The following is a 22,413-nucleotide window of genomic DNA, read 5'->3' as shown; positions in this document are numbered from 1 at the left end:
TGAATAATTGAAAGATTGTATATTACACATACAGGACAACCACTTAGGGGCGGAAATCTTTCAAGGCGCCCCTCTGAAGGTTCTGAAGGATTTGCCGGGCGGCCCAGCTGCCCAGCCCATGAACTGACCAGACCACCCTTCGGGGCCTGGCGAGACCGCAGCCTTCACCGGCCAGCCCGCTCGCCTCGCTCACAAACGCGAAGAGGAGGTCTCTCATGACCCAATCCAACGAACACCCGCGCTGCATCCTTGCGCTCGATCTTGGCACCACCACCGGCTGGGCCTTGCGCAGCCAAGACGGGCTGATGACCAGCGGCACCGCCAGCTTCAGGCCCGGCCGCTACGATGGCGGTGGCATGCGCTATCTGCGCTTCACCAACTGGCTGACCGAACTGGACCGCCTGTCCGGTCCGATCGCCGCGATCTGGTTCGAGGAGGTCCGCCGCCACGCCGGAACCGACGCGGCCCATGTCTATGGCGGGCTGATGGCCTCGCTCACCAGCTGGGGCGAGTTGCGGGGCATCCCCTACGAGGGCGTGCCGGTGGGTACGATCAAGCGCCACGCTACCGGCAAGGGCAACGCGCCCAAACAGGCCATGATCGATGCTGCCCGCGCGAAGGGCTTCAGCCCCGAAGACGACAACGAGGCCGATGCCATCGCCATCCTGCTCTGGGCCCTCGAGGCCCGGGGAGGTGCGGCATGAGGTTCCACCCCAAGGGCTATGGCGGGCAGCGACGCTCGCCCGATGAGGTGAAGCGCGACGGCTGGCGCGAACAGGGCGTGTTGGCCGTCAGCGTGCATGATCAGCGCCTGACCTGGCCCGAGCGTGAACTCGTCGAGCAGTTGGGCACGCGGCTCTATGGTCCGCGCCCAGTCGAGGATCTGCGCCATGGCTGAGCACATCTGGACCGCCGAGGACGTCGCCGATCATTTCGAGGAGGCGTTCCGCACCCTGCGCAAGCTGCCGCCCGTGAAGGTGCAGGGCTATTTCAACGCCTGGCCACAGGTCATCCGCACCGAGCGCGAGATCCTCGCCATGGAGCCCGAACCGATGCGGGTCTGGCCCTCGGCCGCCGCGATCTCGCGGCTCGAGCAGACCTTCGACTGGGTGCTCTGGCTCGGCGAGAGTGAACGCCGCCTGATCTGGTGGCGTGCTGCCCGGCGGCCGTGGAAGCAGATCACCCATGAGCTGGGCGTCGACCGCAGCACCGCATGGCGCCAGCACAAGCTCGCGCTCACCAAGATCGCCGCGCGGCTGAATGCGCGCTGAAATACTTGGCTCGGGCGGTCTCGTAGGATGCCACCCGAACCAACTCGTACTGCCTTCCACGGCGCCGCGCTCGGGAAGTACCTGTTTGTCGGAGGAAAATCGACTTGCGAAGCTCGAGAAAGTCTACTGATATCCTTCGTGCAGCGTAACGGATGAATATCATGCAATTGCCAACGGAAGTTGTCCAAGCTGAAATTCTGGATTGGTGGGAAGGAGAGCGTGAAAAAATCGCTCAGATTCTGCCTGACCGTCTGCCGGCGTTGTTTTATAGCGTGGACAAAGTCATTGATGGCATGTCAGCCGCAGATTTTCTGAAGCGAGGCAAGTTCGTCGCCGAGAAGGTTGAACCCCTTGTCGCGGACTGGATAGAGCGAACGTATAAAGAACTGACGCATGAGCTCGACAAGTCTTTTCGGGCGTCGGCTGGGGAGGTCGAGGGTAAAGACGCCTATCAGAAATGGTCATACGGCGAGATGGCGACAGCCGGTGCAGCAATCGCTGCGTCCGCCGCTCCTGTTGCTGGAATACCGTTTTTTGCGGGAGGACTGACGACCGCCGGAACCGCGGTACTCGGGCTTACCTTGGGCGGTGGGGCATTGATACCGGCTGCTGTTGTCGCATTGGCGGGAAGCGCAGCTCTATTGGCTGCGGGGCCCGGCATCCGCTCGAAGGCAATATCGCAGCTGAAGTCAAAGCTGAAAACATCTTTGCACGACGCCATTACCACGCGCGTCGTTGGCGAGGCAGCCGATGCAAAGTTAGTTTCTCTCAAGCATGTACTTTTCAATGAATTGCAGGGCGTCGCGTTAAAGAGGATGGAGATGGTCAAATGAGTATCCCATTCGATATTCCCCTCCAGTTTCAAGCCGCCCATCTTGCAGGTGATATCATCCGCAGCGGCGCTGTGCTCAGAGACTCTGCAACCGGTCGGATTGTTGCCCACCTTCAAGAGACTGGGGCATTGCAAAAAGCTCTTCAGACTGGGCTTTCATTCGATCCGACAGGTGCCACGGGCTTGATCGGGATAGCACAGAATGCCGCGATCTCTCACAAGCTTAACGCGATGCAGGCTATGATGGGGACGATGCAGACGCTGCAAATCGCGGCTTTGGCATCATCTGTTGTTGGTATCGGCGTTACGGCTGCAAGCACCGCCATGATCTTGAGGCGACTCGACCAAGTAGATAAGTCGCTTGGTGGCATTGAGGCCTCTGTCGCTGGGTTGCCATCGAAATGGCGCGAAATGAACCTCCGATCCAAGATTGTGACCGTGCGGACGGCGCTGGAACGTCTGCAAGAAGCCGAGGTTAGGCCTGACGCAAAAGAGGTCATCACAGCGGTCGAAGAGAAGATGAGTTACGTCTTTGACGAACTGCACAGTGGTCTCGCAGAGGTTGTAATAGAAGCTCGGGTGGATGCTGGGTTGGTGCGAGCCCTTTTGGCGAGTTTAGCCCTATGTGGGGGCGCGCAGATTAAATCACTTCTTTGGCTCGATATGAAAGAGGCGGCTGAATTGAGGGCGCGGCACCAATGCGTCAAACTCCAGAACCTCGCTTTTTTGATGCCACGCGACCTGATGGTCGGCCGAGTCGACGGCGATCAGAAAACTGCACTGGGAATATCCCAGGACTTCTCAGAAGTTCGATTGCGCATCGCTTCTCAACCAAGTCTCGCGCGCACATTGATAGCGCACGAGATTAACGGCCGAGAATACATTGAGCGCATTGAACAAGAGGAGACCGAGCCGTATCTGCTCTTGGCGCCGAGTTAGGTTTTTGGGGATCGCCGCTGAAATCACCAACCTGTTTTGTGATCTTGGCCTCGGCAATGCTGCGGTTGCATGAAGTGTTGCAACACTTTGATCTTCGACAGCTGCAACAGATCCATGCTATCTGAAGGATATGATGGGGAGAGTGCGTCGGAAGACGGCTCTCCCCGTCTCCGTTCGCGCGGACCCGCGACAGCAGGGCCGCAGCGGAGCGCATTTCCCTGAAATCGGCGGGTCCTTCCCGGCGTCCATCCTATGCGGGCGGGCGAAGCGCGAGGGTTTCCCAGTGACGCCCCTGAAAATAGCCGTTTCGTTTCGCTTAGGCCCACGCGGCAACACGCGAAGGGCCTGACGGCCCGACACCCCATGCCTGAACCGAAACGGCCCCACGGGGGCATTTCGGTTCACGCCCCCATTTCGCCGCCCGGCACCCCAAGGACATTCCCATGGACGTCGTCGACCTGCCGCTCGAGCAGATCATTCCCTATGCGCGCAACCCCCGGCGCAACGAGCAGGCCATCGCCACGGTCGCGGCCTCGATCCAGGAGTTCGGCTGGCGTCAACCAATCGTCGTGGACGAGGCGATGGTAGTTCTGGCCGGGCACACCCGGCTGGAGGCTGCGCGCAAGCTCGGCTTCAAGACTGCGCCGGTGCATGTCGCCAAGGGGCTGACCGCGTCCCAGGCCCGCGCTTTCCGGATCATGGACAACCGCTCCGGCGAGAATGCCGAATGGGACAAGGACCTCTTGAACCTCGAACTGGCGGACCTGCTGGAGGCGGATTTCGACCTCGGCCTGACCGGCTTCACCGAGGACGAGGTGAACGCGCTGATGTCGAGCCTCGATGCGGGCACCGGTCCGCAGGAAGGCGAAGACGAGATCCCGGAAACGCCGGAGGAGCCGATCAGCCGTCCCGGCGATCTCTGGGCCCTGGGGCACCACCGGCTTCTCTGTGGTGACAGCACGGTCGCCACCGATGTTGAGCGGCTGCTTGGCCCGGTGAAGCCGCTCCTGATGGTCACCGATCCGCCCTACGGCGTGGAATACGACCCGGGCTGGCGCAACCAGGCTGGGGCGGCCAAGACCAAGCGCACCGGCAAGGTGTTGAACGATGATCGGGCCGATTGGCGCGAGGCCTGGGCGCTGTTCCCCGGCGATGTCGCCTATGTCTGGCACGGCGCGCTGCACGCGGCGACCGTGGCCGAAAGCCTCGAAGTCGCGGGCTTCACGATCCGGTCCCAGATCATCTGGGCCAAGGAGCGGCTGGTTCTGAGCCGGGGCGATTATCACTGGCAACACGAGCCCGCCTGGTATGCCGTCCGAAAGTCCGGCAAGGGCCATTGGGCGGGCGACCGCAAGCAGACGACGCTCTGGCACATCTCGGGCAAGGACCAGGACGAAAAGACCGTCCACGGCACCCAGAAGCCCGTGGAATGCATGCGCCGGCCGATCCTCAACAATTCGAGCCCGGGTCAGGCGATCTACGAGCCCTTCATGGGATCGGGCACCACGCTGATCGCGGCAGAGACCACGGGCCGCGTCTGCCACGGTATCGAGCTGAACCCGGCCTATGTCGATGTGGCCGTCCAGCGCTGGCAGAAATTCACCGGGCAACAGGCCGTCCTCGACGGGGATGGAACGCCCTACGACGACCTCAAGACCAAAGACCGCTGAGGGATGGATGACCTGGCTTTACCTTCCGCAGGCCTGCCTGACGGAACAGGCGGCGCACGCCTCTTCGGCCTGTCGCTCTGCTCCGGCGCTGGGGGCATTGACCTCGGGCTCACCATCGCCTTGCCCGGGTATCGAACTGTGGGCCATGTCGAACGGGAGACCTTCGCCGCGGCCACTCTCGTGGCGCGGATGGAAGACGCGGCCCTGGATCACGCGCCTATCTGGGACGATGTTGCCAGTTTCGACGGCCGCCCATGGCGCGGCGCGGTGGACATCGTCACTGCGGGCTATCCGTGCCAGCCGTTCTCCGTCGCGGGCAAGCGTCGGGGCGCGGACGACCCGCGCCACCTCTGGCCCCAGGTCGCCCGCATCATCGGCCAGGTCGAGCCGCCCTTTGTCTTCCTCGAGAATGTCGCCCATCATCTCCGCCTCGGCTTCCCCGAAGTCGCCAGCGAACTGGTCGGCATGGGCTACCGCCTTGCGGCAGGCCTCTTCACGGCGGCGGAAGTCGGCGCACCGCACAAGCGCGAGCGGCTCTTCATCCTCGCCCTCCGCGACGGGGACGAGCTGGCCGACCCCGCGCGCCTGCTCTGGCACCCGCTCGAGTGGCGGGAACCGGACGGAACTGCTGCGGCTCTGGCCAACACCCCGCGCCAGCCCCAACGAGAACCGGCAGACGAAACCGACGCCGTCGCAGGCAGCGGGGCAGCATGGGATGAACCTTGCGACGACGGCTGCGATGTGGCCGACGCCGCAGACCGACAGCTTTCGGAGCCGGGGTGGCGAGCGGCGCGACGAGAAGGGTCTGGACCGGATGGCACGGGACTGGCCGACGCCGATGGCGAACGACGGATGCAAGCCGAGCGCGGGCAACCGGCGGACTGCGGACCTGACCCACGCGGCCGGGATGTGGATGACGCCGACGGCGCGGGATCACAAGGATGGGGCGACGACGCTGGCGAATACGCCCGTGAACGGCCTGCTTGGCCGCCAGGTCCTGGTGACGCCGATGGCTGGGAGCGATACCTCCGAGCCGCGCCGGACCTTGAACCCGCTGTTCGTCGAGGCGCTGATGGGCTGGCCCACCGGGTGGACCGGCTTCGCCTCTGTGGAAATGGAGTGGTACCGCTGGTTGCGGCGCATGCGCTGCGAACTCTCGCGGCTGAACTGCTGGCCGATGGATGAAGCAGCGGCATGAAGCAGTCCCGCCTCATGTCGCTGGTCGAGTCCGTCGCCAACGTGATCGTCGGCTACGGCGTTGCGGTCTTCACGCAGATCCTGATCTTCCCGATCTTCGGGCTGCACACGACGCTGGCGCAGAACCTGAAGATGGGCGCCATCTTCACCATCGTGTCGATAGCGCGTTCCTTCGCCCTGCGGCGGGTGTTCGAACGATGGCGTTGACGCTAAACGTGCAGCTTATTATTCTCCAATCAGCGAAGATGATCTTGTCGTCTTGATCAAGCCAGAGGCTGGTCAGATCTGAAGGTTAATCCATCAGGTTTCGCTATCCGGCCTGCGGAACCACGAAAACTCGGGTCTCGCGCGAGCAAGAGCTTCCTGCCGGGGAGCGTCCCATTGGGACGTCGCGCATTCGCTTCTCATGAAGTCGAATGGAGTACCCGTGCCATGAAAGCACTGAAGAATCTGCGTCGTAAAAAGATGCTCGCACAGGGGGGGCGCTGTTTCTACTGCGGCCTGCCCATGTGGGATGAAGCCATGGATACCTGTCTGACGGTATCCTCCAAAGCGGCTGGATTGCCGAGAATCCTCCGATGCACGGCCGAGCATCTCCATCCTCGTTCCGAGGGTGGTGCAAACACCGCTGACAACATCGTTGCCGCCTGCCTATTCTGCAACAACTCGCGTCACCGGCGAAAACGGCCACTGTCGCCCGAAGCCCATCGCGCGCATGTGCAGCAGCGCATGGCGGCGGGACGATGGCTGGCAGCGCAATTTGAGACATCGGTGCCAAGGGTCTAGGCGAGCAGCGGAGTCGCGAGACGAAACCAAGAAATAGCGCCGCCCCGGGTGGGGCGGCGGGCTCTGGCGACGGGCATCTTTCTAGGCAACTGGAAGTTTGTACACGCGCCCCCGGTTCTCGACCTTCTCCGAGGTCACCTCGAGCCCGAGTTTCTTCTTCAGCGCCCCGGCCATCGCGCCGCGCACCGTGTGCGACTGCCAGCCGGTCGCGGCCATGATCTCCTCGATGGTCGCGCCGTCCGGCGCGCGCAGCATAGCGATCAGCGTAGCCTGCTTGGTGCCTTCGCGCGGCGTGCGCATCTTGGGTGCGGGTTCGGGGGCAGCGGCGGTGTCCGGTGCGATGCCGATGGCGGCAAGGCCTGCGTCGGTGGCAACCAGCGTGACGCCGTGGCCGTCGCCGGTCTCACGCCAGACGGGCTCGCCCCTGCGCATGTCCGCCTCGGCTTCTTCGAGCAGACCCTTCGCGAGCATCGCGCCGACCACCTTTGCGGCGGCGCCACCCCGCAGGCTCTCGGGCATCGGCAGGGCGATATGCTCGGGCCGCTGAGCGGCGGCGCTGAGGATGATGGCTTGAGTATCGGAAAGCTGGGTCATGGGGGCGTCTCCATATTCGGGTCGCGTCCGTCGCGATCCTTCTATGACCCCAAGCCGCGCCCGCGCGCGGCAGAGGTCCGCAGATTCCGGAGGTCAGTCTGCGAATTCGCCTTCGCCGAACGCGCTGTCGGTTATGCGCTTCAACAGGCTGGTGTAGTGTTCGAGGGTGCTGACGTGGCCCCAGTTGATCTCGTCGGACTGGGCGTTGAAGTGGTCATCGCTCAGCCTCTGCAGGCGGGCGAGCATCGCGTCGATCTCGGCCTTCTTTTCAATGAAGGCCGCCAGTGCGGCTTCTTGGTTCCGGCGGGCCTTTTCGGCGCGGAGTTGGTGGCGGTCGGTCATCATCCTGCCCCCTCAGTTCTTCTGCTCGATCATCGCGAGGATCGCGCAGGCCATGCCGCCCAGAAACTCGCCGCGCCGGAAGACGATCTCGTCGATCTCGGCCGCGCGGGTGATTGCGGGATCGACCTGAAGGTCGGCGGCCATGTGCGGAAGCAGGCGGGCGGCTTCAAGGTTGTAGCGTTCGGCGAGGGTCATGGCAGGCTCCGTGGGGTGCATCGTTTTCTTAGGATCAGCTTCGCTCTGCCGGGGCACATCATCCAGTATAATCGCAGCAATTACAGGGCTTTAATCGGAGCGCGCGGATCATCTCATGTCGTCAGCCACGCAACCCATCGGCGTGATCGCGCGGCTCCTTGATCTCTCGGAGCGCCGGGTTCAGCAGCTGAGCCGAGAGGGCGTGATCCCGAAGGCGGAGCGCGGCCAATACGACCTGATCGGCTCGGTGCGCGGCTATGTCCGCTACCTGCGCGATCAGGCCACAAGGGCGCAGGCCGGTGCGCCGGATTACGCGGCCGAGCGGGCGCGCTTCATTCGTGCAAGGGCTGATCTCGCCGAGATGGAGGCCGAGGAAAAGCGCGGCGCGCTGATCGCGGCCGAAGAGATCGAGGCCGCCTGGATCGCCGTCCTGGCGCTTCTGCGCACCCGCTTGCTCGCGCTGCCGGACCGGCTGGCGCCGCAGGTTTTTGAACAATCAACCGTCGGAGACACCCGGAACCTGATCCGAATGACCATCCGCGAGGTGCTCGATGATCTCGCGCAGCCAGATGTCCAACTCGAAGCCAGCGCTGACATTGACGGGCTCGCCGATCCTGAAGCGGACGGTGGAGACGGCGCTGAAGGTGCTGCGCCCGCCGCCGGAACTGACGATCAGCGATTGGGCGGATCAGAACCGACGTCTGAGCTCTGAGGCCAGCGCCGAACCCGGGCAATGGCGCACGAGCCGCGCCGAATATCAGCGCGGGATCATGGAGGCGATCTCGGACGCCTCGACCGAGACGGTGGTCATCATGTCCTCCGCCCAGGTCGGCAAGACCGAGGTGCTGAACAACGCCTGCGGCTATCACATCGATCAGGATCCCGCGCCGATCATGGTGGTGATGCCGACCGAGCGCGATGCGGAGACCTGGTCGAAGGACCGCTTCTCGCCGATGGCCCGCGATACGCCCTGCCTGCAAGGCAAGATCGCCAATCCGCGCTCGCGCGACGGCAACAACAAGATCCTGCACAAGCGCTTTCCGGGCGGGCATCTGACCATCGTCGGCGCGAACGCACCCTCGGGTCTGGCCAGCCGCCCGATCCGCCTGCTGCTGTGCGACGAGGTCGACCGCTACCCGTTCAGCGCGGGCGCCGAGGGTGATCCGGTCAACCTCGCCAGGAAACGCACGGTGACCTTCTGGAACCGCAAGATCGTGCTGGTCTCGACGCCCACGAACAAGGGCACCAGCCGGATCGAGGCGGCCTTCGAGGAAAGTGACCAGCGCCGGTTCTGGGTGCCATGCCCGGACTGCGGGGCGGAACAGGTGCTGACCTGGACACAGGTGCGCTGGAGCAGAGGGCCCCAAGGCGACCAGCGGCCTGAAACTGCGCGCTACCACTGCGCCGATTGCGATGCGGCGTGGCGGGACGAGACCCGCTGGTCGGCCGTCTCAAAAGGGCATTGGGTGGCGGAGCAGCCGTTCGCGGGCGTGGCGGGGTTTCACTTGAACGAGATCTACTCGCCTTGGGTCAGACTGGAGGCGATGGTGCGGGCCTTTCTCTCGGCCCGCTCCGGCGGGGACGAGACGATGAAGACCTTCGTCAACACGTCTCTGGGCGAGACCTGGGTCGAGACCGGAGAAGCGCCGGACTGGCAGCGTCTCTACGACCGGCGCGAGGCTTGGAAACCGGGCACGGTGCCCGCGGGTGGGCTGTTCCTCACCGCCGGTGCCGACGTGCAGAAGGACCGGATTGAGATCGATGTCTGGGCCTGGGGTCGCGGGCTGGAAAGCTGGCTCGTCGATCACATCGTAATCGAGGGCGGGCCGGACCGGCATGACGCGTGGTCGGAACTGACTGCGCTGCTGGATCGAAGCTGGCCGCACGAACGCGGCGCGCATTTGCGCATCGCGCGGCTCGCCATCGACACCGGCTACGAGGCCCCGGCTGTCTATTCCTGGTCGCGCAACGCCGGGTTTGCACAGGTTTCCCCGGTGAAGGGCGTCGAGGGCTTCAACCGCTCGAGCCCAGTGTCGGGGCCGACCTTCGTCGACGCGACCGAGGGCGGAAAACGCCTGCGGCGCGGCGCGAGGCTGTGGACCGTGGCGGTCTCGACCTTCAAGGCCGAGACCTACCGCTTTCTGCGGCTGGGACGGCCGACTGAGGAAGAACGCGCCGAGGGCGCGGCCTTTCCGCCCGGCACGATCCACCTGCCAACATGGGTGGAAAGCGAGTGGCTGAAGCAGGTCGTGGCCGAGCAACTGGTCACCGTCCGCACGAAACGCGGCTTCGCCAAGCTCGAATGGCAGAAGCTACGCGAGCGCAACGAGGCGCTGGATTGCCGGGTCTACGCCCGCGCCGCTGCTTGGATCGCGGGCGCGGACCGCTGGTCTGAGGAGAAATGGCGAGATCTCGAGGATCAGCTCGGGGCCGCGCCCTACGGTGACACCGATCCGGCCGGGCAAATTCACCGGTCGGGACAAGCCCCGCAGGGCAAGCGCCGCTCCGACTGGCTCGGGCGGCGGGAAGGATGGTTTTGAACATGACGGATTGGACGGAAACCGAATTGTCGGCTCTGCGCCGGGCCTATGCCAGCGGTACCACCCGGGTCAGCTATGACGGCAAGTCCGTGGACTATGGCTCGGCCGAGGATCTGCTGGCTCGCATCCGTACCATCGAGCGCGCCATTGCGGGCGTCAGCCGACCGCTGTCGGTCGCCGGGCTCGCGGGCTTCTCGCGCGGGGACCGGTGATGTCGGCAAACTGGTTCGACAGGGCCATAGCCTCCGTCGCCCCTCGGGCCGCCGCTAGGCGCGTGCTGGCTCGTCAGGCCTTCGAGACCCTGACACGCGGCTATGACGGGGCGGCCAAAGGGCGGCGGACCGAAGGCTGGCGCGCGCCGGGCACATCGGCCGATACCGAGGTTGGCGTCGCCGGGGCGCTCTTGCGCGACCGGATGCGCGATCTCGTGCGCAACAACCCACATGCGGCCAAGGCCGTGGCGGTACTGGTCAACAACATCATCGGCGCGGGCATCATGCCGCGCGCCGCGAGCGGCGAAGACACGCTGGACCGCAAGGTCGATGATCTGTTCGAGCGCTGGACGGCAGAGTGCGACGCCGATGGCCAGCTCGACTTCTACGGGCTGCAGACGCTGATCTGCCGCGAGATGGTAGAGGCGGGCGAGGTGCTGGTGCGCCGTCGTCTGCGGCGATCCTCGGACGGTCTGCAGGTGCCGCTGCAATTGCAGGTGCTGGAGGCCGACTTCCTAGACGCCTCGAAATCCGGTGCCCTCGGCGCGGGCCGGCTCGTGCAGGGGATCGAATTCGACCCGGTCGGCAAGCGCCGGGCTTACTGGCTCCATGCCGAGCACCCGGGTGACGCGTGGGGTGCGCTGAACGGTGGGCTCGGATCGCGCCCGGTCCCTGCGACCGAGATCGCCCATGTCTACGAGAAGCAGCGCACGCAGGCGCGCGGTGTTCCCTGGGGCGCGCCGGTGATCCGGTCCTTGCGCGATCTCGACGATTACGAGGTGGCGGAACTGGTCCGCAAGAAGACCGAGGCCTGCGTCACCGCCATCGTCTTCGGCGATGACGAGGCGCAGCAGGGCATCGCGCCCGCAGTGGTCGATGCCGACGGCAACCGGGTGGAGCAGTTCGAGCCGGGGCTGATTGCCTATGCCCGTGGCGGTAAGGACATCCGCTTCAACCAGCCTGCCGCCACCGGTGGCTATGGCGAGTACAAGCGAGCGAGCCTGCACACCATCTCGGCCGGGTTTAGGGTGCCCTACGAGCTGCTGACCGGGGACCTCTCCCAGGTGAACTATTCCTCGATCCGGGCGGGGCTCGTGGAGTTCCGCCGCCAGATCGACGCCTTGCAGTGGCAGCTCTTCATCCCGATGTTCTGCGCGCCGGTCTGGCGCTGGTTCACGGAAGCCGCTTGGGCGGCGGGCCAAATCCCGACACCCGATGTCCCGGTCGAATGGCAGCCGCCGAAGTTCGAGGCTGTCGATCCGCAGAAGGATGCGATGGCGGACCTTCTGGCGATCCGTTCGGGCACCATGACGCTGGCACAGGCCATCGCCCGGCAGGGCCGCAACCCCGACGCCGTGCTGGCGGAAATCGCCGCTACCAACGCGAAGCTCGACGACCTCGGGCTCGTGCTCGACAGCGATCCGCGCCGCGTCACCAAGACCGGCAGCGCGCAGGCGGGCGACCCGACAGCACCCGCCGATCCGGAAACCACACCGGCGCAGGCCGACCAACAGGACTGACCCCATGGACACAATGATCGAACTGCCGGCCCTGCGCCGGTCGGCGGAGCTTGCGCCAAACAGCGTCGACAACGACGCGCGCACCGTCGAGGTGATCTGGTCGGCAGGCGCCCGCGTTCGCCGCGCCAGCTTCTTCGGCGAACCCTATGACGAGGAGCTGAGCCTCGATCCCGCCCATGTCCGGCTCGAACGGCTGAACGCGGGCGCGCCCTTCCTGAAGGTCCATGAGATCGACACGCTCGACGCCGTCATCGGCTCGGTCGTGCCCGGTTCGGCCCGGATCGAGAACAGTCGCGGCATCGCGCAGGTGCGGATCAGCGAGCGTGCCGACGTCGAGCCGATCTGGCGCGACATCCAGGCCGGGCACATCCGGGCGGTCTCGATCGGCTACCAGGTCCACCGCTTCGACATCTCGAAACCCGATGGCGGGCGCGAGCTTTGGCGGGCGGTCGAATGGACCCCGTTCGAGATCTCGGCCGTGCCGGTCGGCGCCGATCCCGCCGCGGGCTTCCGCGCCAAGGGCGAACATCACGACTGCGTCCTCCATCGCCGGGACGCTGAAACCAGCGAAGGAGCATCCCCCATGACCGACAAGACGACCCCGGCCGCCCCGGCCGACGACACCACCGACACGGCAGCGACCGAGGAGATCAACATGCCCGACGACAAGACCGGCGCGGCCGAGACGCGCAGCCAGGCCAAGGCCCCCAAGCCTGAGGCCCCCGACACCGAGGCCATCGCGACCCGTGCCCGCGATGCAGAGCGCGACCGCGTTTCCACCATCTACGATCTGGCGGGCCGCCTGAACCTCGAGCGCAGCTTCGCCGAGGATCTGGTCAAGCGCGGCGTCAGCGTGGACGAATCCCGCCGCCTGATCCTCGATCAGGTCGCCGCGAAATCGGACGAGACCCGGACCTTCCCGCATGTCTCGGTCCCCCTTGGCGGCCGGGATGAACGCATCACCCGCCGCGACGCGGTGGCGAACGCGCTGCTGCACCGCTACAGCCCCACGCTGTTCCAGCTGGAGGACGCCGCGCGCCAGTATCGCGGCATGACGCTGCTGGAACTCGCCCGCGAAAGCCTCGGCAATGCTGGGGTCAACACGCGCGGCCTGTCGCGCGACGAGGTGGCGACGCGCGCCCTGCACTCGACCTCCGACTTCCCCGAGATCCTGTCGGCGGTCACCAACAAGACGCTGCGGCAGGCCTATGACGCCTATCCCCGGACCTTCTCGCTCTTCTGCCGCCAGGTGCTGGCGACCGACTTCAAGTCGATGCACCGCGTCCAGTTGGGCGAGGCGCCGCAGCTTCTGGAGGTCGGCGAAAGCGGGGAGTTCAAGCGCGGGACGCTGGGCGAGAGCAAGGAGAGCTACAAGGTCAAGACTTACGGCCGGGTCGTGGCCATCACCCGGCAGGTGCTGATCAACGACGATCTCGACGCTTTCACCCGGATCCCGGCGATGTACGGCAACTCGATCGCCCAGCTGGAGAGCGACGTGGTCTGGGGGATCATCACCGCCAACCCGGCAATGGCCGATGGCACGGCGCTGTTCCACGCCAACCACAAGAACCTCGCGGGCACCGGTGCGGCGCTGGCCGTCGATGCGGTGGGCGCGGCCCGTGCGGCGATGGCGCTGCAGACGGGCCTCGACAAGAAGACGGTGCTGAACATCCGCCCCGCCTTCCTGATCGTGCCCGCCGCGCTGGAGCTGAAGGCCGAGCAGCTGGTCGCCCAGAACCTCGTCCCCGCCGCGACGTCCAGCGTGGTGCCGCAATCGATCCGCACTCTCTCGCCGATCAGCGAGCCGCGCCTCGATGCCGCCAGCGCCACCGCCTGGTATCTGGCGGCGAGCCCGAACCAGATCGACACCATCGAATACGCCTATCTCGAAGGCCAGCAGGGCGCCTACATCGAGACGCGCAACGGTTTCGACGTCGACGGCGTCGAAATCAAGTGCCGCCTCGACTTCGGCGCCAAGGCCATTGACTGGCGCGGCCTCTACAAGAACCCGGGCGCGTGACGCCCGCTTCCTGAACCCTGACATGCGGGCGGTCCTGACGGGCCGCCCTTCGTCTTTCCACGAGGATCCCCCCATGAAAAACTTTGTCCAGCCCGGCAACACCATCACCTTGATCGCCCCCTATGCCGTCGCCTCCGGCAATGGCCTGCTCGTCGGTTCCATCTTCGGCGTGGCAGCAGGCACCGCCGCGCTCGGCGAGAGCGTCGAGACCGCGCTTACCGGCGTCTTCGACATCACGAAGATCGGCTCGCAGGCCTGGACGGCCGGCGCAAAGATCTACTGGGACGACACCAACAAGCGCACCACCAACGTGGCAACCTCGAACACCCTGATCGGCGTGGCCGTCGAGGCAGTGGCGAGCGGCGCGGGCGACACCATCGGCCGGGTGCGCCTGAACGCGACGTTCTGATGAGCGCCTTTGCCGCCGCCGTGGGCGCGCTCTTCGCCGATCCGAACATCGGCCGGGACGCGGTCTATATCGCCGACGGCGGCGCGCCCCAGCTGGTGCGCGTCGTCGCCCGGCGCGCGGATGCGGTCACCGACTTCGGCGATGCGCGGCTCTGGTCCGAGACCACGAGGATCGACCTGCGCGTCGCCGAGGTGGCGAACCCGCGCCCCGGTGACCGCATCGAGATCGACGGCGACGCCTTCCTCATCCAGGGCGAGCCCGTCCGCGACCGCGAGCGGCTGGTCTGGACCGTCGATCTGCGCCCGGCGTGACCGTGATGAAGCTGAAGCTCGACATCGATCCCGACATCGTAGCCATGATGGCTGCCGAGGTCGCGGCGGGGGAACGCGCGGTGACGGCCGCCATGCGCGAGGCCGGATCCGGGCTGAAGTCGGCCTGGCGGTTGCAGATCACCGGCGCGGGGCTCGGCCCCCGGCTCGCCAACTCGATCCGGAGCCAGAACTTCCCGAGATCGGGCGAGAGCCTCAACGCCGCGGCGCTGGTCTGGTCGAAGGCGCCGGTCATCGTCGGCGCGCACGACAGCGGGCCGCTGATCCGCTCGAAAAACGGGTTCTGGCTGGCGATCCCGCTGCCCGCCGCAGGCAAGTCCCTGCGGGGCGGTCGGATCACGCCCGGCGAATGGGAACGGCGACGCGGACTGCGCCTGCGCTTCGTCTATCGTCGGAGAGGGCCGAGCCTGCTGGTGGCGGAGGGGCGGCTGAACACCAAGGGCCAGGCGGTGGTGTCGCGCTCGAAGACCGGGCGCGGAAAGTTGACTGCGCCGATCTTCCTGCTGGTGCCGCAGGTCAAGCTGCCGAAGCGGCTCGACCTGGCGCGGGATGCGGAGCGGGCGTTGGACGGTGTGCCGGGACTGATCGTGGAGAAGTGGGTAGATGGGCGGCTTGGCTGACCAACAGATCCAGATGAGGATCGCCTGATCAACTGGCATCCAGCCATTGGTCAGTCAGGTACCATGGTCATGTCGATCTGGATCATGAACTCTGCCTCATCCAACGATTGAACGGCAATCTGGCCGGATTCTACCTCGGAGCTCGAAAAAAGCAGCCGACCGTCGAACATCATGCTGTCGTTGACATCATGGCCGGCGGCCACAAGCGCTGATTGCCAATCAGCGAACATGGGCGTCGGGTCCGTCTCGACAACAATCTGGAGTAGATGGGTATTCGAGCCGATCTTCTGGTCCATCAGCACGGCGTGCGGCTCTGGCAGTGTGATGCCAGCCGGTAGCCATTCAGGGGGGGCGGCTAGAACTGCGAGAGGCATCGCTCCCAAGCACAGTGCGAAAACACGGGTCGCGGATCGGGCAAGGAAATCCATGATCAGGCTCCAGATTCGGGAAGCGTCTGAACAAGACTAGCAGCGGAACTCGCTGATGGAAAAGAAAATCAGACTTATTGCCGTCTTGGCCTGAATGAGGACAGGAAATGCCCACCCCCCGCGAAACCATCCTCGCCGCGCTGCACGCGCGGCTCTCGGCGCTGCCTGCCACCGCCCTGCGCGGCGATATGCTTCCCGAGCGCGTGCCAGCCGAGGGGCTGTTGATTCTACGCGACGGTGAGCCGGGAGAGCCCGAGGTGACGCTGTCGCCGCTGCGCTACCACTACCAGCACCGCGCAGAGATCGAGGCGGTCATTCAGTGCACCGCCCGTGACGCCGCCTTCGACGCGCTGACCGCCAGCATCGGCACGAACATCGCCGCCGACCGCACGTTGGGCGGCCTCTGCGACTGGATCGAAGCCGAAGCGCCGCGCCCGGTTGATCTGCCGGTCGAGGGCGCCGCGAGCCTGAAGGCCGCCGTGATCCCGGTGGTGCTGCACTATTCCACGGCCGACCCGCTCGGCTGATCCCGACAATCCGAGGAGAACACAATGGCACGAGCCCAGGGGGCGCGCGCGCAGATGGCGCTAGCGTTCGAGACAACCTATGGAACGCCCCCGGTGGGCGGTTTCACCAAGATGCCCTTCGCCAGCACGTCGCTGGGCGCCGAGCAGCCGTTGCTCAATTCCGAACTGCTGGGCTACGGCCGCGACCCGCTGGCCCCGATCAAGGATGCGGTGACGGCCGATGGCGATGTCGTCGTACCGCTTGACGCCGAGGCCTTCGGGTTCTGGCTGAAGGCGGCTTTTGGTGATCCAACCACGACCGGCACCGGCCCCTGGACGCACGAGTTTCAGTCGGGGTCCTGGACGCTGCCCAGCATGTCCATCGAGACCGGCATGCCCGAAGTGCCACGATTTGCGATGTATTCGGGCTGCGTGCTCGACCAAATCACCTGGCAGATGCAGCGCTCGGGGCTCCTGACCGCCACCGCGCGGTTGGTAGCGCAGGGCGAGTCGATTGGAACTACGACCAGTGCAGGCACGCCTGCCGCTCTCGAATTGCAGCGCTTCGGCCACTTCAATGGGGCGATCACCCGCAATGGCTCCGCCCTCGGCAACGTCGTCTCGGCCGATATCACCTATGCCAACAACCTTGACCGCATCGAGACCATTCGCTCGGACGGCCGCATTGATGGGGCAGACCCCTCTATCGCCGCGCTGACCGGCTCCATCGAGGTCCGATTTGCCGATCAGACGCTGGTGACACAAGCGATCAATGGCGATCCCTGCGAGCTCGAGTTCGCCTATGTGCTGCCCTCTGGCGAGAGCTTCACCTTCACCGTGCACGCCGTCTACCTGCCGCGCCCGCGCATCGAGATTTCCGGGCCGCAGGGCGTGCAGGCCATCTTCGACTGGCAGGCCGCTCGCGACAGCGTTGTCGGCCGGATGTGCACGGCCACCCTGATCAACGACATTGAGGTGTACTGATGCTGACGCTCGACCTGACGAACGCGCCGCGCTGGCGCGACCTTGCGCCCGGCGTCCGGGTGCAGCTCCGCCCGCTGACCACGGCGCTGATGGTTGCGACCCGCAGCGATCCCGCTGTCGAGGCGGTTCCCGAGGACGCCTCCGACGAGGAACGCGCCGTCGCCTTCGCCAAGGCGCTCGCGCGGCGGGCGATGCTCTCCTGGGAGGGCATCGGCGACGCCGACGGCAACTCCATCGAACCGAGCCCCGAGGCGATCGACGCGCTGCTCGACGTCTGGCCGATCTTCGAGGCCTTCCAGCTGACCTATGTCTCCAAGGGCCTGCTGCTGGAACAGGAAAAAAACGCCTCCGCGCTCTCGCCGAATGGTCCTTCGGCGGGGGCGACCGATACTGCGAAGCCTGCGCGCAAGCGTGCCAAGACTGCCCGACGCGCCTGAACCGGCCGCTCACGTATGAAGGCTGGCAGGTCTGGGATCTCGTCGGTCGCCTCGGCGGCCAACTGCGCGTCCTGCCCGGCGCCGTGATCGGCTGGGACATGTCTGCGGCGCTGGCGCTCGGTGACGCCCTCAGCGTGCCGCCGCTCGCCATGGCCGAACTGTTGCCCGTCATCGAAGCGGTGATGGTCGCCAAACTCAACGAACAGATGGATCACTCCCATGGCGGAAAAACGGGTTAGCGTCCGCCTCGCGGCCGTGGGCGGACGGCAGGTGCGCGCCGAGCTGGAAGGTGTCGGCGAGGCCGGGTCGCGCGGCTTCGGACGGCTCAGCCGCGAGATGGAAGCGGCGAACGCCCGGCTCGCGGCCTTCTCGCGGCGGGTGCGTGTGGCTGCCGCCGCCGCAGTGGCGGCCGCCGCCGCTGCTGGCGTGGCGATGATCCGCTCCGGTCTGCAGACGGTCGATGCACAGGCCAAGCTGGCCCAGTCCCTCGGCACCACCGTTGCCTCGATCCAGACGCTGGAGCGCGCGGGCGAGCTGGCGGGCGTGTCGATGTCCGGCATCGAACAGGCCACCAAGGATCTGACGCGCCGTCTCAGCCAGGCGGCGGCCGGGACCGGTCCCGCCGCCGATGCGCTCGACCGGCTCGGGCTGTCGGCCAGCGAACTGATCGCCCTGCCGCTGGATCAGCGCGTGGGTGCGATCAACGCCGCCATTGAGAACTTCGTGCCCGCCGCCGAGCGCGCGGCGGTCGCGGGCCAGCTGTTCGGCGAGGAAGGCTCGATCGCCATGTCGCGGATCGACACCGCGACGCTGCGCCAGGCGACGGAGGACGTCCTCGCTTTCGGAGTCGTCGTCTCCGAGCAGGACGCTGACCAGATCGAGCGGACCAACGATGCGATCTCCCGGCTCGGGCTGATCTGGCGCGGGCTGTCGAACCAATTGGCGGTCGCCGCGGCACCCGCGCTGGAGGCCGTCGCCAACGCCATGGCGGCCATCGCCAGCCGCACGGGTCCGCTGGGCACCTCGATCCGCGGGCTCTTCGACAACATCGGCCGCCTGACCACCTACGCCGCCACCTTCGCGGCCTTTCTCGCGAGCCGCTGGGTGGCGGGAATGGCCGCTGCCGCGCTCTCGGTCCGTGGCCTCGCCACGGCGTTGGTCGTCCTGCGCGGCGCGCTGATCCGCACCGGCATCGGCGCGCTTATCGTCGGCGCGGGCGAGCTCGTCTACCAGTTCACGCGCCTCGTCTCCGGCGCGGGCGGCTTTGGCGCGGCGATGTCGCTCCTGAAGGACCTTGCCGTCGAAGTCTGGGATCGGATCAAGATGGGGGCTGCGGCGGCGGGCGCTGCGACCACGGCGATGTTCTTCGATCTGAAGGCCGATGCCGCCTCCGGCATGCAGAGCGCAATCGAGAGCGTGGTGGCTTTTGGCAACACGGCCGCGAACACTTTTGAGGGTGCCTATGAGGCAATCAAGGCGATCTGGGGAATGCTGCCCGCCGCCATCGGCGATCTCGCGTTTCAGGCGGCGAACAGCCTGATCGACGGTGTCGAAGCGATGCTGAACGGCGTTGTTTCTCGGATCAACGGCTTCATCGGCGGCATCAATCAGGGGCTGGAAGCGCTCGGGTCCGAACGACGGATCTCGATTATCCCGGATCTTGAGCTGGGCCAGATTGAGAACCGCTTCGAGGGTGCTGCGACTGCCGCGACGACTGCCGCGCAGACGGCGTTCGACCGGGCCTTCGAAGAGAACCCGCTCACAGCCCCCGATCTCGGGCTCACCGAGGTGGCCAATTCTGCACTGGCGACAGCCAACACGTATCGCGGTGCAGCGCGGGATTTGGCAGAAGGTGCGCGTGCGCCACTCGCCAGCTGGCAGGGGCTGCGCGATGCGGTGCGGGGCAGCGATGACGATGGCGCCGATGCGCTGACCGAAGCCACCGACGCGGCGGCGCGGTTCGAGACAGCCCTTGGCGATGCCGGACAGGCGGCCACGGGTGCGGGCGCAGCGGTCGGGGCTGCAGCGGCCGCCGCCGAACCCAATACCGAAGCCGCCGTCACCGTCTGGCAGGCGGTCACCGCTGCACTTTCCGACTATGCCAGCAAGGCGCGTGAGATCGGCGGAGATATCGGACAGAGCCTCGTCAGCGCGTTCCAGTCGGCCGAGAATGCTGTCGGTGAGTTCGTGAAGACCGGCAAGCTGGATTTCCGCGATCTGGTTACCTCGCTGCTGGCCGATCTCGCCAAGCTTGCGGCGCGGCGGTTCATCCTGGGGCCGATCGCCAATGCGCTTTCCGGCGCGCTTGGCGGCGCGGGTGGTATCTTCGCGAACATCCTGCATGCGGGCGGCATGGTTGGATCGGGCGGGCCTTCGCGCATGGTCCCGGCCATGGCCTTCGCCGCCGCTCCTCGCATGCATTCAGGCGGCGTCGCCGGGCTGCGCCACGACGAGGTGCCCGCAATCCTGCAGCGTGGCGAACGCGTGCTGTCACGGCGTGAGGCGGAATCCTATGGCGGAGGCGGCGGTGTGAATGTAACGATCATGGCCCGTGACGCCGACAGCTTCCGGCAATCGAGGACGCAGGTCGCGGCGGACATTGCCCGCGCCGTTTCCCTCGGGCGGAGGGGCATGTAATGGCGTTTCATGAGGTCCGGTTTCCCGACAATATCAGCCGGGGCGCACGCGGCGGGCCGGAACGCCGCACCCAGATCGTCGAACTCGCCTCGGGCGACGAGGAGCGCAACGCCAGTTGGGCCAACTCGCGACGCCGCTACGATGTCGCCTACGGCATCCGCCGCGCGGACGATCTGGCGGCCGTGGTCGCCTTCTTCGAGGCGCGTAACGGTCGCCTGCACGGGTTTCGCTTCAAGGACTGGGGCGATCACAAGTCCTGTCTGCCTTCAGGAACGCCATCGCTGACCGATCAGTCGATTGGCACCGGCGACGGCGCGACCACCGCCTTCCAGCTGGTGAAGCGCTACGCCTCGGGCAGCCAGATATGGACCAGAACGATCACCAAGCCCGTCGCTGGCACGGTGCGCGTCGCCCTCGATGGCGCCGAACAGTCGGGCGGCTGGTCCGTCGACACGACCACCGGCATCGTCACCTTGGACAGCGCGCCCGCCGAGGGCGTCACGATTACCGCGGGCTTCGCCTTCGACGTGCCGGTCCGCTTCGACACCGACGCGCTCGATGTGACGCTCGACCTCGAGCGGCTCGGCTCGATCACCTCCATCCCGCTTCTGGAACTGCGCCGATGAAGACACTTGATCCCGCCCTGCAGGCCCATCTCGACGAGGGCACGACCACGCTCGCCTGGTGTTGGCGGATCAGTCGCGCCGATGGCGTCACCTTCGGCTTCACCGACCATGACCGGACGCTGACCTTCGATGGCACCGATTTCGAGCCCGAGAGCGGGCTGACGGCGTCCGAGGTGCGCTCGGGCTCGGACCTGTCGGTCGATGCGCAGGACGCCGAGGGCGTGCTGACCTCGGACCGGATCACCGAGACCGACATCCTCGACGGCCGCTGGGATAATGCCGAGGTCGAGGTCTGGCGCGTGAACTGGGCCGACACCGGCCAACGCGTGCTGATGCGGCGCGGGGCGATCGGCCAGATCCGGCGCGGGCGGCTGGCCTTCGTAGCTGAGGTCCGCTCGCTCGCACATGTCCTCGGCCAGACGGTCGGGCGGACCTTTCAGGCGACCTGTGACGCCGCGCTCGGCGATACGCGCTGCCGCGTCGATCTGGAGAACACGGCCTTCAAGGGCACCGGGGTCGTGATCGATCTCCTGCGCGACCGGGCCTTCACAGCCTCGGGTCTCGGCGACTTTGAGGCCGGCTGGTTCACCTTCGGTACCGTCGAATGGACGAGCGGCGCAAACGCGGGGCGGCGCACCGAGGTGCTGGGCCATGACGTAGCGGACGGCGTGGCAATCCTGACCCTGCTCGAGGCGCCGGTGCGCGCGATTGCCGAGGACGACGCGTTCACCATCCGTGCGGGCTGCGACAAGCGGATGGAGACCTGCGGGGCGAAGTTCGCCAACACCACCAACTTCCGCGGCTTCCCGCATATCCCCGGTCAGGATGCCGTGCTGCGCTACGCCTCCAAGGATGGCGGGCACGAGGGCGGCGTGCTGTGACCTCCGCCGATCCCGCCCGCGTCATCGCCATCGCGCGGTCCTGGCTGGGCACACCATACCACGACCAGGCCAGCCTGCGTGGCGTCGGCTGCGATTGCCTCGGGCTTGCTCGGGGCGTCTGGCGCGAGGTTGTGGGCCCGGAACCATTCCCGGTCCCGCCCTACAGTCGGGACTGGGGCGAGACCGGCCCGCGCGAGGTGCTGGCCGAGGGCGCGCGCGCCATGATGGTCGAGGTGGAACCCGCGGCAGCCGGTCCGGGCGCGCTAGTGCTCTTCCGAATGAAGCCCCGCGCCATCGCCAAGCATGTCGGGATCCTGACCGGGCCTGACACCTTTCTGCATGCCTACGAGCGGCTCGGCGTGATCGAGGAACCGCTCACCCACGCCTGGCTTCGGCGCATTGCCTTCGCTTTCCTGTTCCCGCAACGCTGAGATCCAC

Annotated in this window: 29 protein-coding genes and 1 pseudogene; 26 read left to right on the top strand and 4 right to left on the bottom strand. The window is 66.3% G+C overall.

Features of this window, described 5'->3' with window-relative positions; genetic code table 11:
* Positions 1-215 precede the first annotated feature (215 nt).
* The 10 genes and pseudogenes from ACGYK9_RS03795 (at position 216) to ACGYK9_RS03750 (ending at position 6,695) form a co-directional block, all read left to right on the top strand.
* Positions 216-704, top strand: a complete 489-nt coding sequence (locus ACGYK9_RS03795; protein WP_394408754.1) for a crossover junction endodeoxyribonuclease RuvC — start codon at positions 216-218, stop codon at positions 702-704.
* Positions 701-898, top strand: a complete 198-nt coding sequence (locus ACGYK9_RS03790; RefSeq protein ID WP_394408751.1) for a hypothetical protein — start codon at positions 701-703, stop codon at positions 896-898. The genes ACGYK9_RS03795 and ACGYK9_RS03790 overlap by 4 nt, the downstream gene beginning before the upstream one ends.
* Positions 891-1,271, top strand: a complete 381-nt coding sequence (locus ACGYK9_RS03785; protein ID WP_394408748.1) for a DUF6362 family protein — start codon at positions 891-893, stop codon at positions 1,269-1,271. The genes ACGYK9_RS03790 and ACGYK9_RS03785 overlap by 8 nt, the downstream gene beginning before the upstream one ends.
* Before the next feature lie 161 nt (positions 1,272-1,432).
* Complete coding sequence (locus tag ACGYK9_RS03780) at positions 1,433-2,104, top strand: hypothetical protein (RefSeq protein ID WP_394408746.1); 672 nt, start codon at positions 1,433-1,435, stop codon at positions 2,102-2,104.
* Positions 2,101-3,042, top strand: a complete 942-nt coding sequence (locus ACGYK9_RS03775) for a hypothetical protein (RefSeq protein ID WP_394408743.1) — start codon at positions 2,101-2,103, stop codon at positions 3,040-3,042. The genes ACGYK9_RS03780 and ACGYK9_RS03775 overlap by 4 nt, the downstream gene beginning before the upstream one ends.
* A gap of 443 nt (positions 3,043-3,485) precedes the next feature.
* Positions 3,486-4,712 (top strand): DNA modification methylase, encoded by a 1,227-nt coding sequence (locus ACGYK9_RS03770; protein ID WP_394408740.1) that lies wholly within the window; start codon positions 3,486-3,488, stop codon positions 4,710-4,712.
* A gap of 3 nt (positions 4,713-4,715) precedes the next feature.
* A pseudogene (locus ACGYK9_RS03765) lies at positions 4,716-5,222 on the top strand (DNA cytosine methyltransferase); the annotation flags it as partial.
* A gap of 205 nt (positions 5,223-5,427) precedes the next feature.
* Entirely contained in the window at positions 5,428-5,910 is a 483-nt protein-coding gene (locus ACGYK9_RS03760; RefSeq protein WP_394408982.1) for a hypothetical protein, read from the top strand.
* Positions 5,907-6,116 carry a hypothetical protein gene (locus ACGYK9_RS03755; protein ID WP_394408737.1) on the top strand — a complete coding sequence of 70 codons (210 nt, stop codon included), beginning with the start codon at positions 5,907-5,909 and terminating at the stop codon, positions 6,114-6,116. Before ACGYK9_RS03760 ends, ACGYK9_RS03755 begins: the two co-directional genes overlap by 4 nt.
* A 225-nt stretch (positions 6,117-6,341) precedes the next feature.
* Positions 6,342-6,695, top strand: a complete 354-nt coding sequence (locus ACGYK9_RS03750; RefSeq protein WP_394408734.1) for an HNH endonuclease — start codon at positions 6,342-6,344, stop codon at positions 6,693-6,695.
* A gap of 81 nt (positions 6,696-6,776) precedes the next feature.
* Here the strand turns inward: ACGYK9_RS03750 and ACGYK9_RS03745 are convergent, their stop codons facing one another.
* The 3 genes from ACGYK9_RS03745 to ACGYK9_RS03735 form a co-directional block, all read right to left on the bottom strand.
* The gene (locus tag ACGYK9_RS03745) at positions 6,777-7,289 is read right to left on the bottom strand and encodes a DUF3489 domain-containing protein (RefSeq protein WP_394408732.1); all 513 of its coding nucleotides are present in this window, start codon (positions 7,287-7,289) and stop codon (positions 6,777-6,779) included.
* A 93-nt stretch (positions 7,290-7,382) separates the two neighbouring features.
* Positions 7,383-7,634: a hypothetical protein gene (locus ACGYK9_RS03740; protein ID WP_394422392.1), complete on the bottom strand. Its 252-nt coding sequence runs from the start codon at positions 7,632-7,634 to the stop codon at positions 7,383-7,385.
* Between the two features lie 9 nt (positions 7,635-7,643).
* Positions 7,644-7,826: a hypothetical protein gene (locus ACGYK9_RS03735; RefSeq protein ID WP_374292961.1), complete on the bottom strand. Its 183-nt coding sequence runs from the start codon at positions 7,824-7,826 to the stop codon at positions 7,644-7,646.
* Positions 7,827-7,941: 115 nt separating this feature from the next.
* Between ACGYK9_RS03735 and ACGYK9_RS03730 the strand changes: the two genes are divergently transcribed.
* The 8 genes from ACGYK9_RS03730 to ACGYK9_RS03695 all read left to right on the top strand — a co-directional run bounded on the left by ACGYK9_RS03730 (position 7,942) and on the right by ACGYK9_RS03695 (position 15,476).
* On the top strand, positions 7,942-8,538 hold the full coding sequence (locus tag ACGYK9_RS03730; protein ID WP_394408726.1) for a terminase small subunit, Nu1: 597 nt from the start codon (positions 7,942-7,944) through the stop codon (positions 8,536-8,538).
* The gene (locus tag ACGYK9_RS03725; protein WP_394408979.1) at positions 8,453-10,366 is read left to right on the top strand and encodes a phage terminase large subunit family protein; all 1,914 of its coding nucleotides are present in this window, start codon (positions 8,453-8,455) and stop codon (positions 10,364-10,366) included. The genes ACGYK9_RS03730 and ACGYK9_RS03725 overlap by 86 nt, the downstream gene beginning before the upstream one ends.
* Entirely contained in the window at positions 10,357-10,578 is a 222-nt protein-coding gene (locus ACGYK9_RS03720; RefSeq protein ID WP_394408723.1) for a phage head-tail joining protein, read from the top strand. The genes ACGYK9_RS03725 and ACGYK9_RS03720 overlap by 10 nt, the downstream gene beginning before the upstream one ends.
* Before the next feature lie 62 nt (positions 10,579-10,640).
* Complete coding sequence (locus tag ACGYK9_RS03715; RefSeq protein WP_394408720.1) at positions 10,641-12,098, top strand: phage portal protein; 1,458 nt, start codon at positions 10,641-10,643, stop codon at positions 12,096-12,098.
* Between the two features lie 4 nt (positions 12,099-12,102).
* Positions 12,103-14,118 carry a prohead protease/major capsid protein fusion protein gene (locus tag ACGYK9_RS03710; protein WP_394422390.1) on the top strand — a complete coding sequence of 672 codons (2,016 nt, stop codon included), beginning with the start codon at positions 12,103-12,105 and terminating at the stop codon, positions 14,116-14,118.
* 73 nt (positions 14,119-14,191) lie between these two features.
* Positions 14,192-14,527, top strand: a complete 336-nt coding sequence (locus tag ACGYK9_RS03705) for a DUF2190 family protein (RefSeq protein WP_394408714.1) — start codon at positions 14,192-14,194, stop codon at positions 14,525-14,527.
* Complete coding sequence (locus ACGYK9_RS03700) at positions 14,527-14,838, top strand: hypothetical protein (protein ID WP_228657450.1); 312 nt, start codon at positions 14,527-14,529, stop codon at positions 14,836-14,838. Before ACGYK9_RS03705 ends, ACGYK9_RS03700 begins: the two co-directional genes overlap by 1 nt.
* A 5-nt stretch (positions 14,839-14,843) precedes the next feature.
* A complete protein-coding gene (locus tag ACGYK9_RS03695; protein ID WP_394408711.1) occupies positions 14,844-15,476 on the top strand; it encodes a DUF6441 family protein in 633 nt (210 codons plus the stop codon).
* 50 nt (positions 15,477-15,526) lie between these two features.
* On the opposite strand, the gene ACGYK9_RS03690 is transcribed toward ACGYK9_RS03695, so the two are convergent.
* Positions 15,527-15,904 carry a hypothetical protein gene (locus tag ACGYK9_RS03690; RefSeq protein WP_394408709.1) on the bottom strand — a complete coding sequence of 126 codons (378 nt, stop codon included), beginning with the start codon at positions 15,902-15,904 and terminating at the stop codon, positions 15,527-15,529.
* A 107-nt stretch (positions 15,905-16,011) separates the two neighbouring features.
* On the opposite strand from ACGYK9_RS03690, the gene ACGYK9_RS03685 reads away from it, so the two are divergent.
* The 8 genes from ACGYK9_RS03685 (at position 16,012) to ACGYK9_RS03650 (ending at position 22,406) form a co-directional block, all read left to right on the top strand.
* Complete coding sequence (locus ACGYK9_RS03685; RefSeq protein WP_394408706.1) at positions 16,012-16,431, top strand: acyl-CoA transferase; 420 nt, start codon at positions 16,012-16,014, stop codon at positions 16,429-16,431.
* A gap of 24 nt (positions 16,432-16,455) precedes the next feature.
* Positions 16,456-17,394, top strand: a complete 939-nt coding sequence (locus tag ACGYK9_RS03680; RefSeq protein ID WP_394408703.1) for a phage tail tube protein — start codon at positions 16,456-16,458, stop codon at positions 17,392-17,394.
* On the top strand, positions 17,394-17,831 hold the full coding sequence (locus tag ACGYK9_RS03675; RefSeq protein WP_394408700.1) for a hypothetical protein: 438 nt from the start codon (positions 17,394-17,396) through the stop codon (positions 17,829-17,831). The genes ACGYK9_RS03680 and ACGYK9_RS03675 overlap by 1 nt, the downstream gene beginning before the upstream one ends.
* 98 nt (positions 17,832-17,929) lie before the next feature.
* Positions 17,930-18,070, top strand: a complete 141-nt coding sequence (locus ACGYK9_RS03670) for a hypothetical protein (protein WP_394408697.1) — start codon at positions 17,930-17,932, stop codon at positions 18,068-18,070.
* The gene (locus ACGYK9_RS03665) at positions 18,051-20,468 is read left to right on the top strand and encodes a phage tail tape measure C-terminal domain-containing protein (protein WP_394408694.1); all 2,418 of its coding nucleotides are present in this window, start codon (positions 18,051-18,053) and stop codon (positions 20,466-20,468) included. The genes ACGYK9_RS03670 and ACGYK9_RS03665 overlap by 20 nt, the downstream gene beginning before the upstream one ends.
* Positions 20,468-21,094: a DUF2460 domain-containing protein gene (locus ACGYK9_RS03660; protein WP_127657658.1), complete on the top strand. Its 627-nt coding sequence runs from the start codon at positions 20,468-20,470 to the stop codon at positions 21,092-21,094. The genes ACGYK9_RS03665 and ACGYK9_RS03660 overlap by 1 nt, the downstream gene beginning before the upstream one ends.
* Entirely contained in the window at positions 21,091-21,975 is an 885-nt protein-coding gene (locus ACGYK9_RS03655) for a DUF2163 domain-containing protein (protein ID WP_394408691.1), read from the top strand. The genes ACGYK9_RS03660 and ACGYK9_RS03655 overlap by 4 nt, the downstream gene beginning before the upstream one ends.
* Complete coding sequence (locus tag ACGYK9_RS03650) at positions 21,972-22,406, top strand: NlpC/P60 family protein (protein WP_203331078.1); 435 nt, start codon at positions 21,972-21,974, stop codon at positions 22,404-22,406. Before ACGYK9_RS03655 ends, ACGYK9_RS03650 begins: the two co-directional genes overlap by 4 nt.
* Positions 22,407-22,413: the final 7 nt, after the last annotated feature.

The organism is Sulfitobacter sp. 1A15258, assembly GCF_043557045.1.
In the GTDB taxonomy this organism is placed as follows: domain Bacteria; phylum Pseudomonadota; class Alphaproteobacteria; order Rhodobacterales; family Rhodobacteraceae; genus Sulfitobacter; species Sulfitobacter faviae.
Note: the sequence above shows the minus strand (reverse complement) of the source record. Positions and strands in the feature narration are given on the sequence as shown.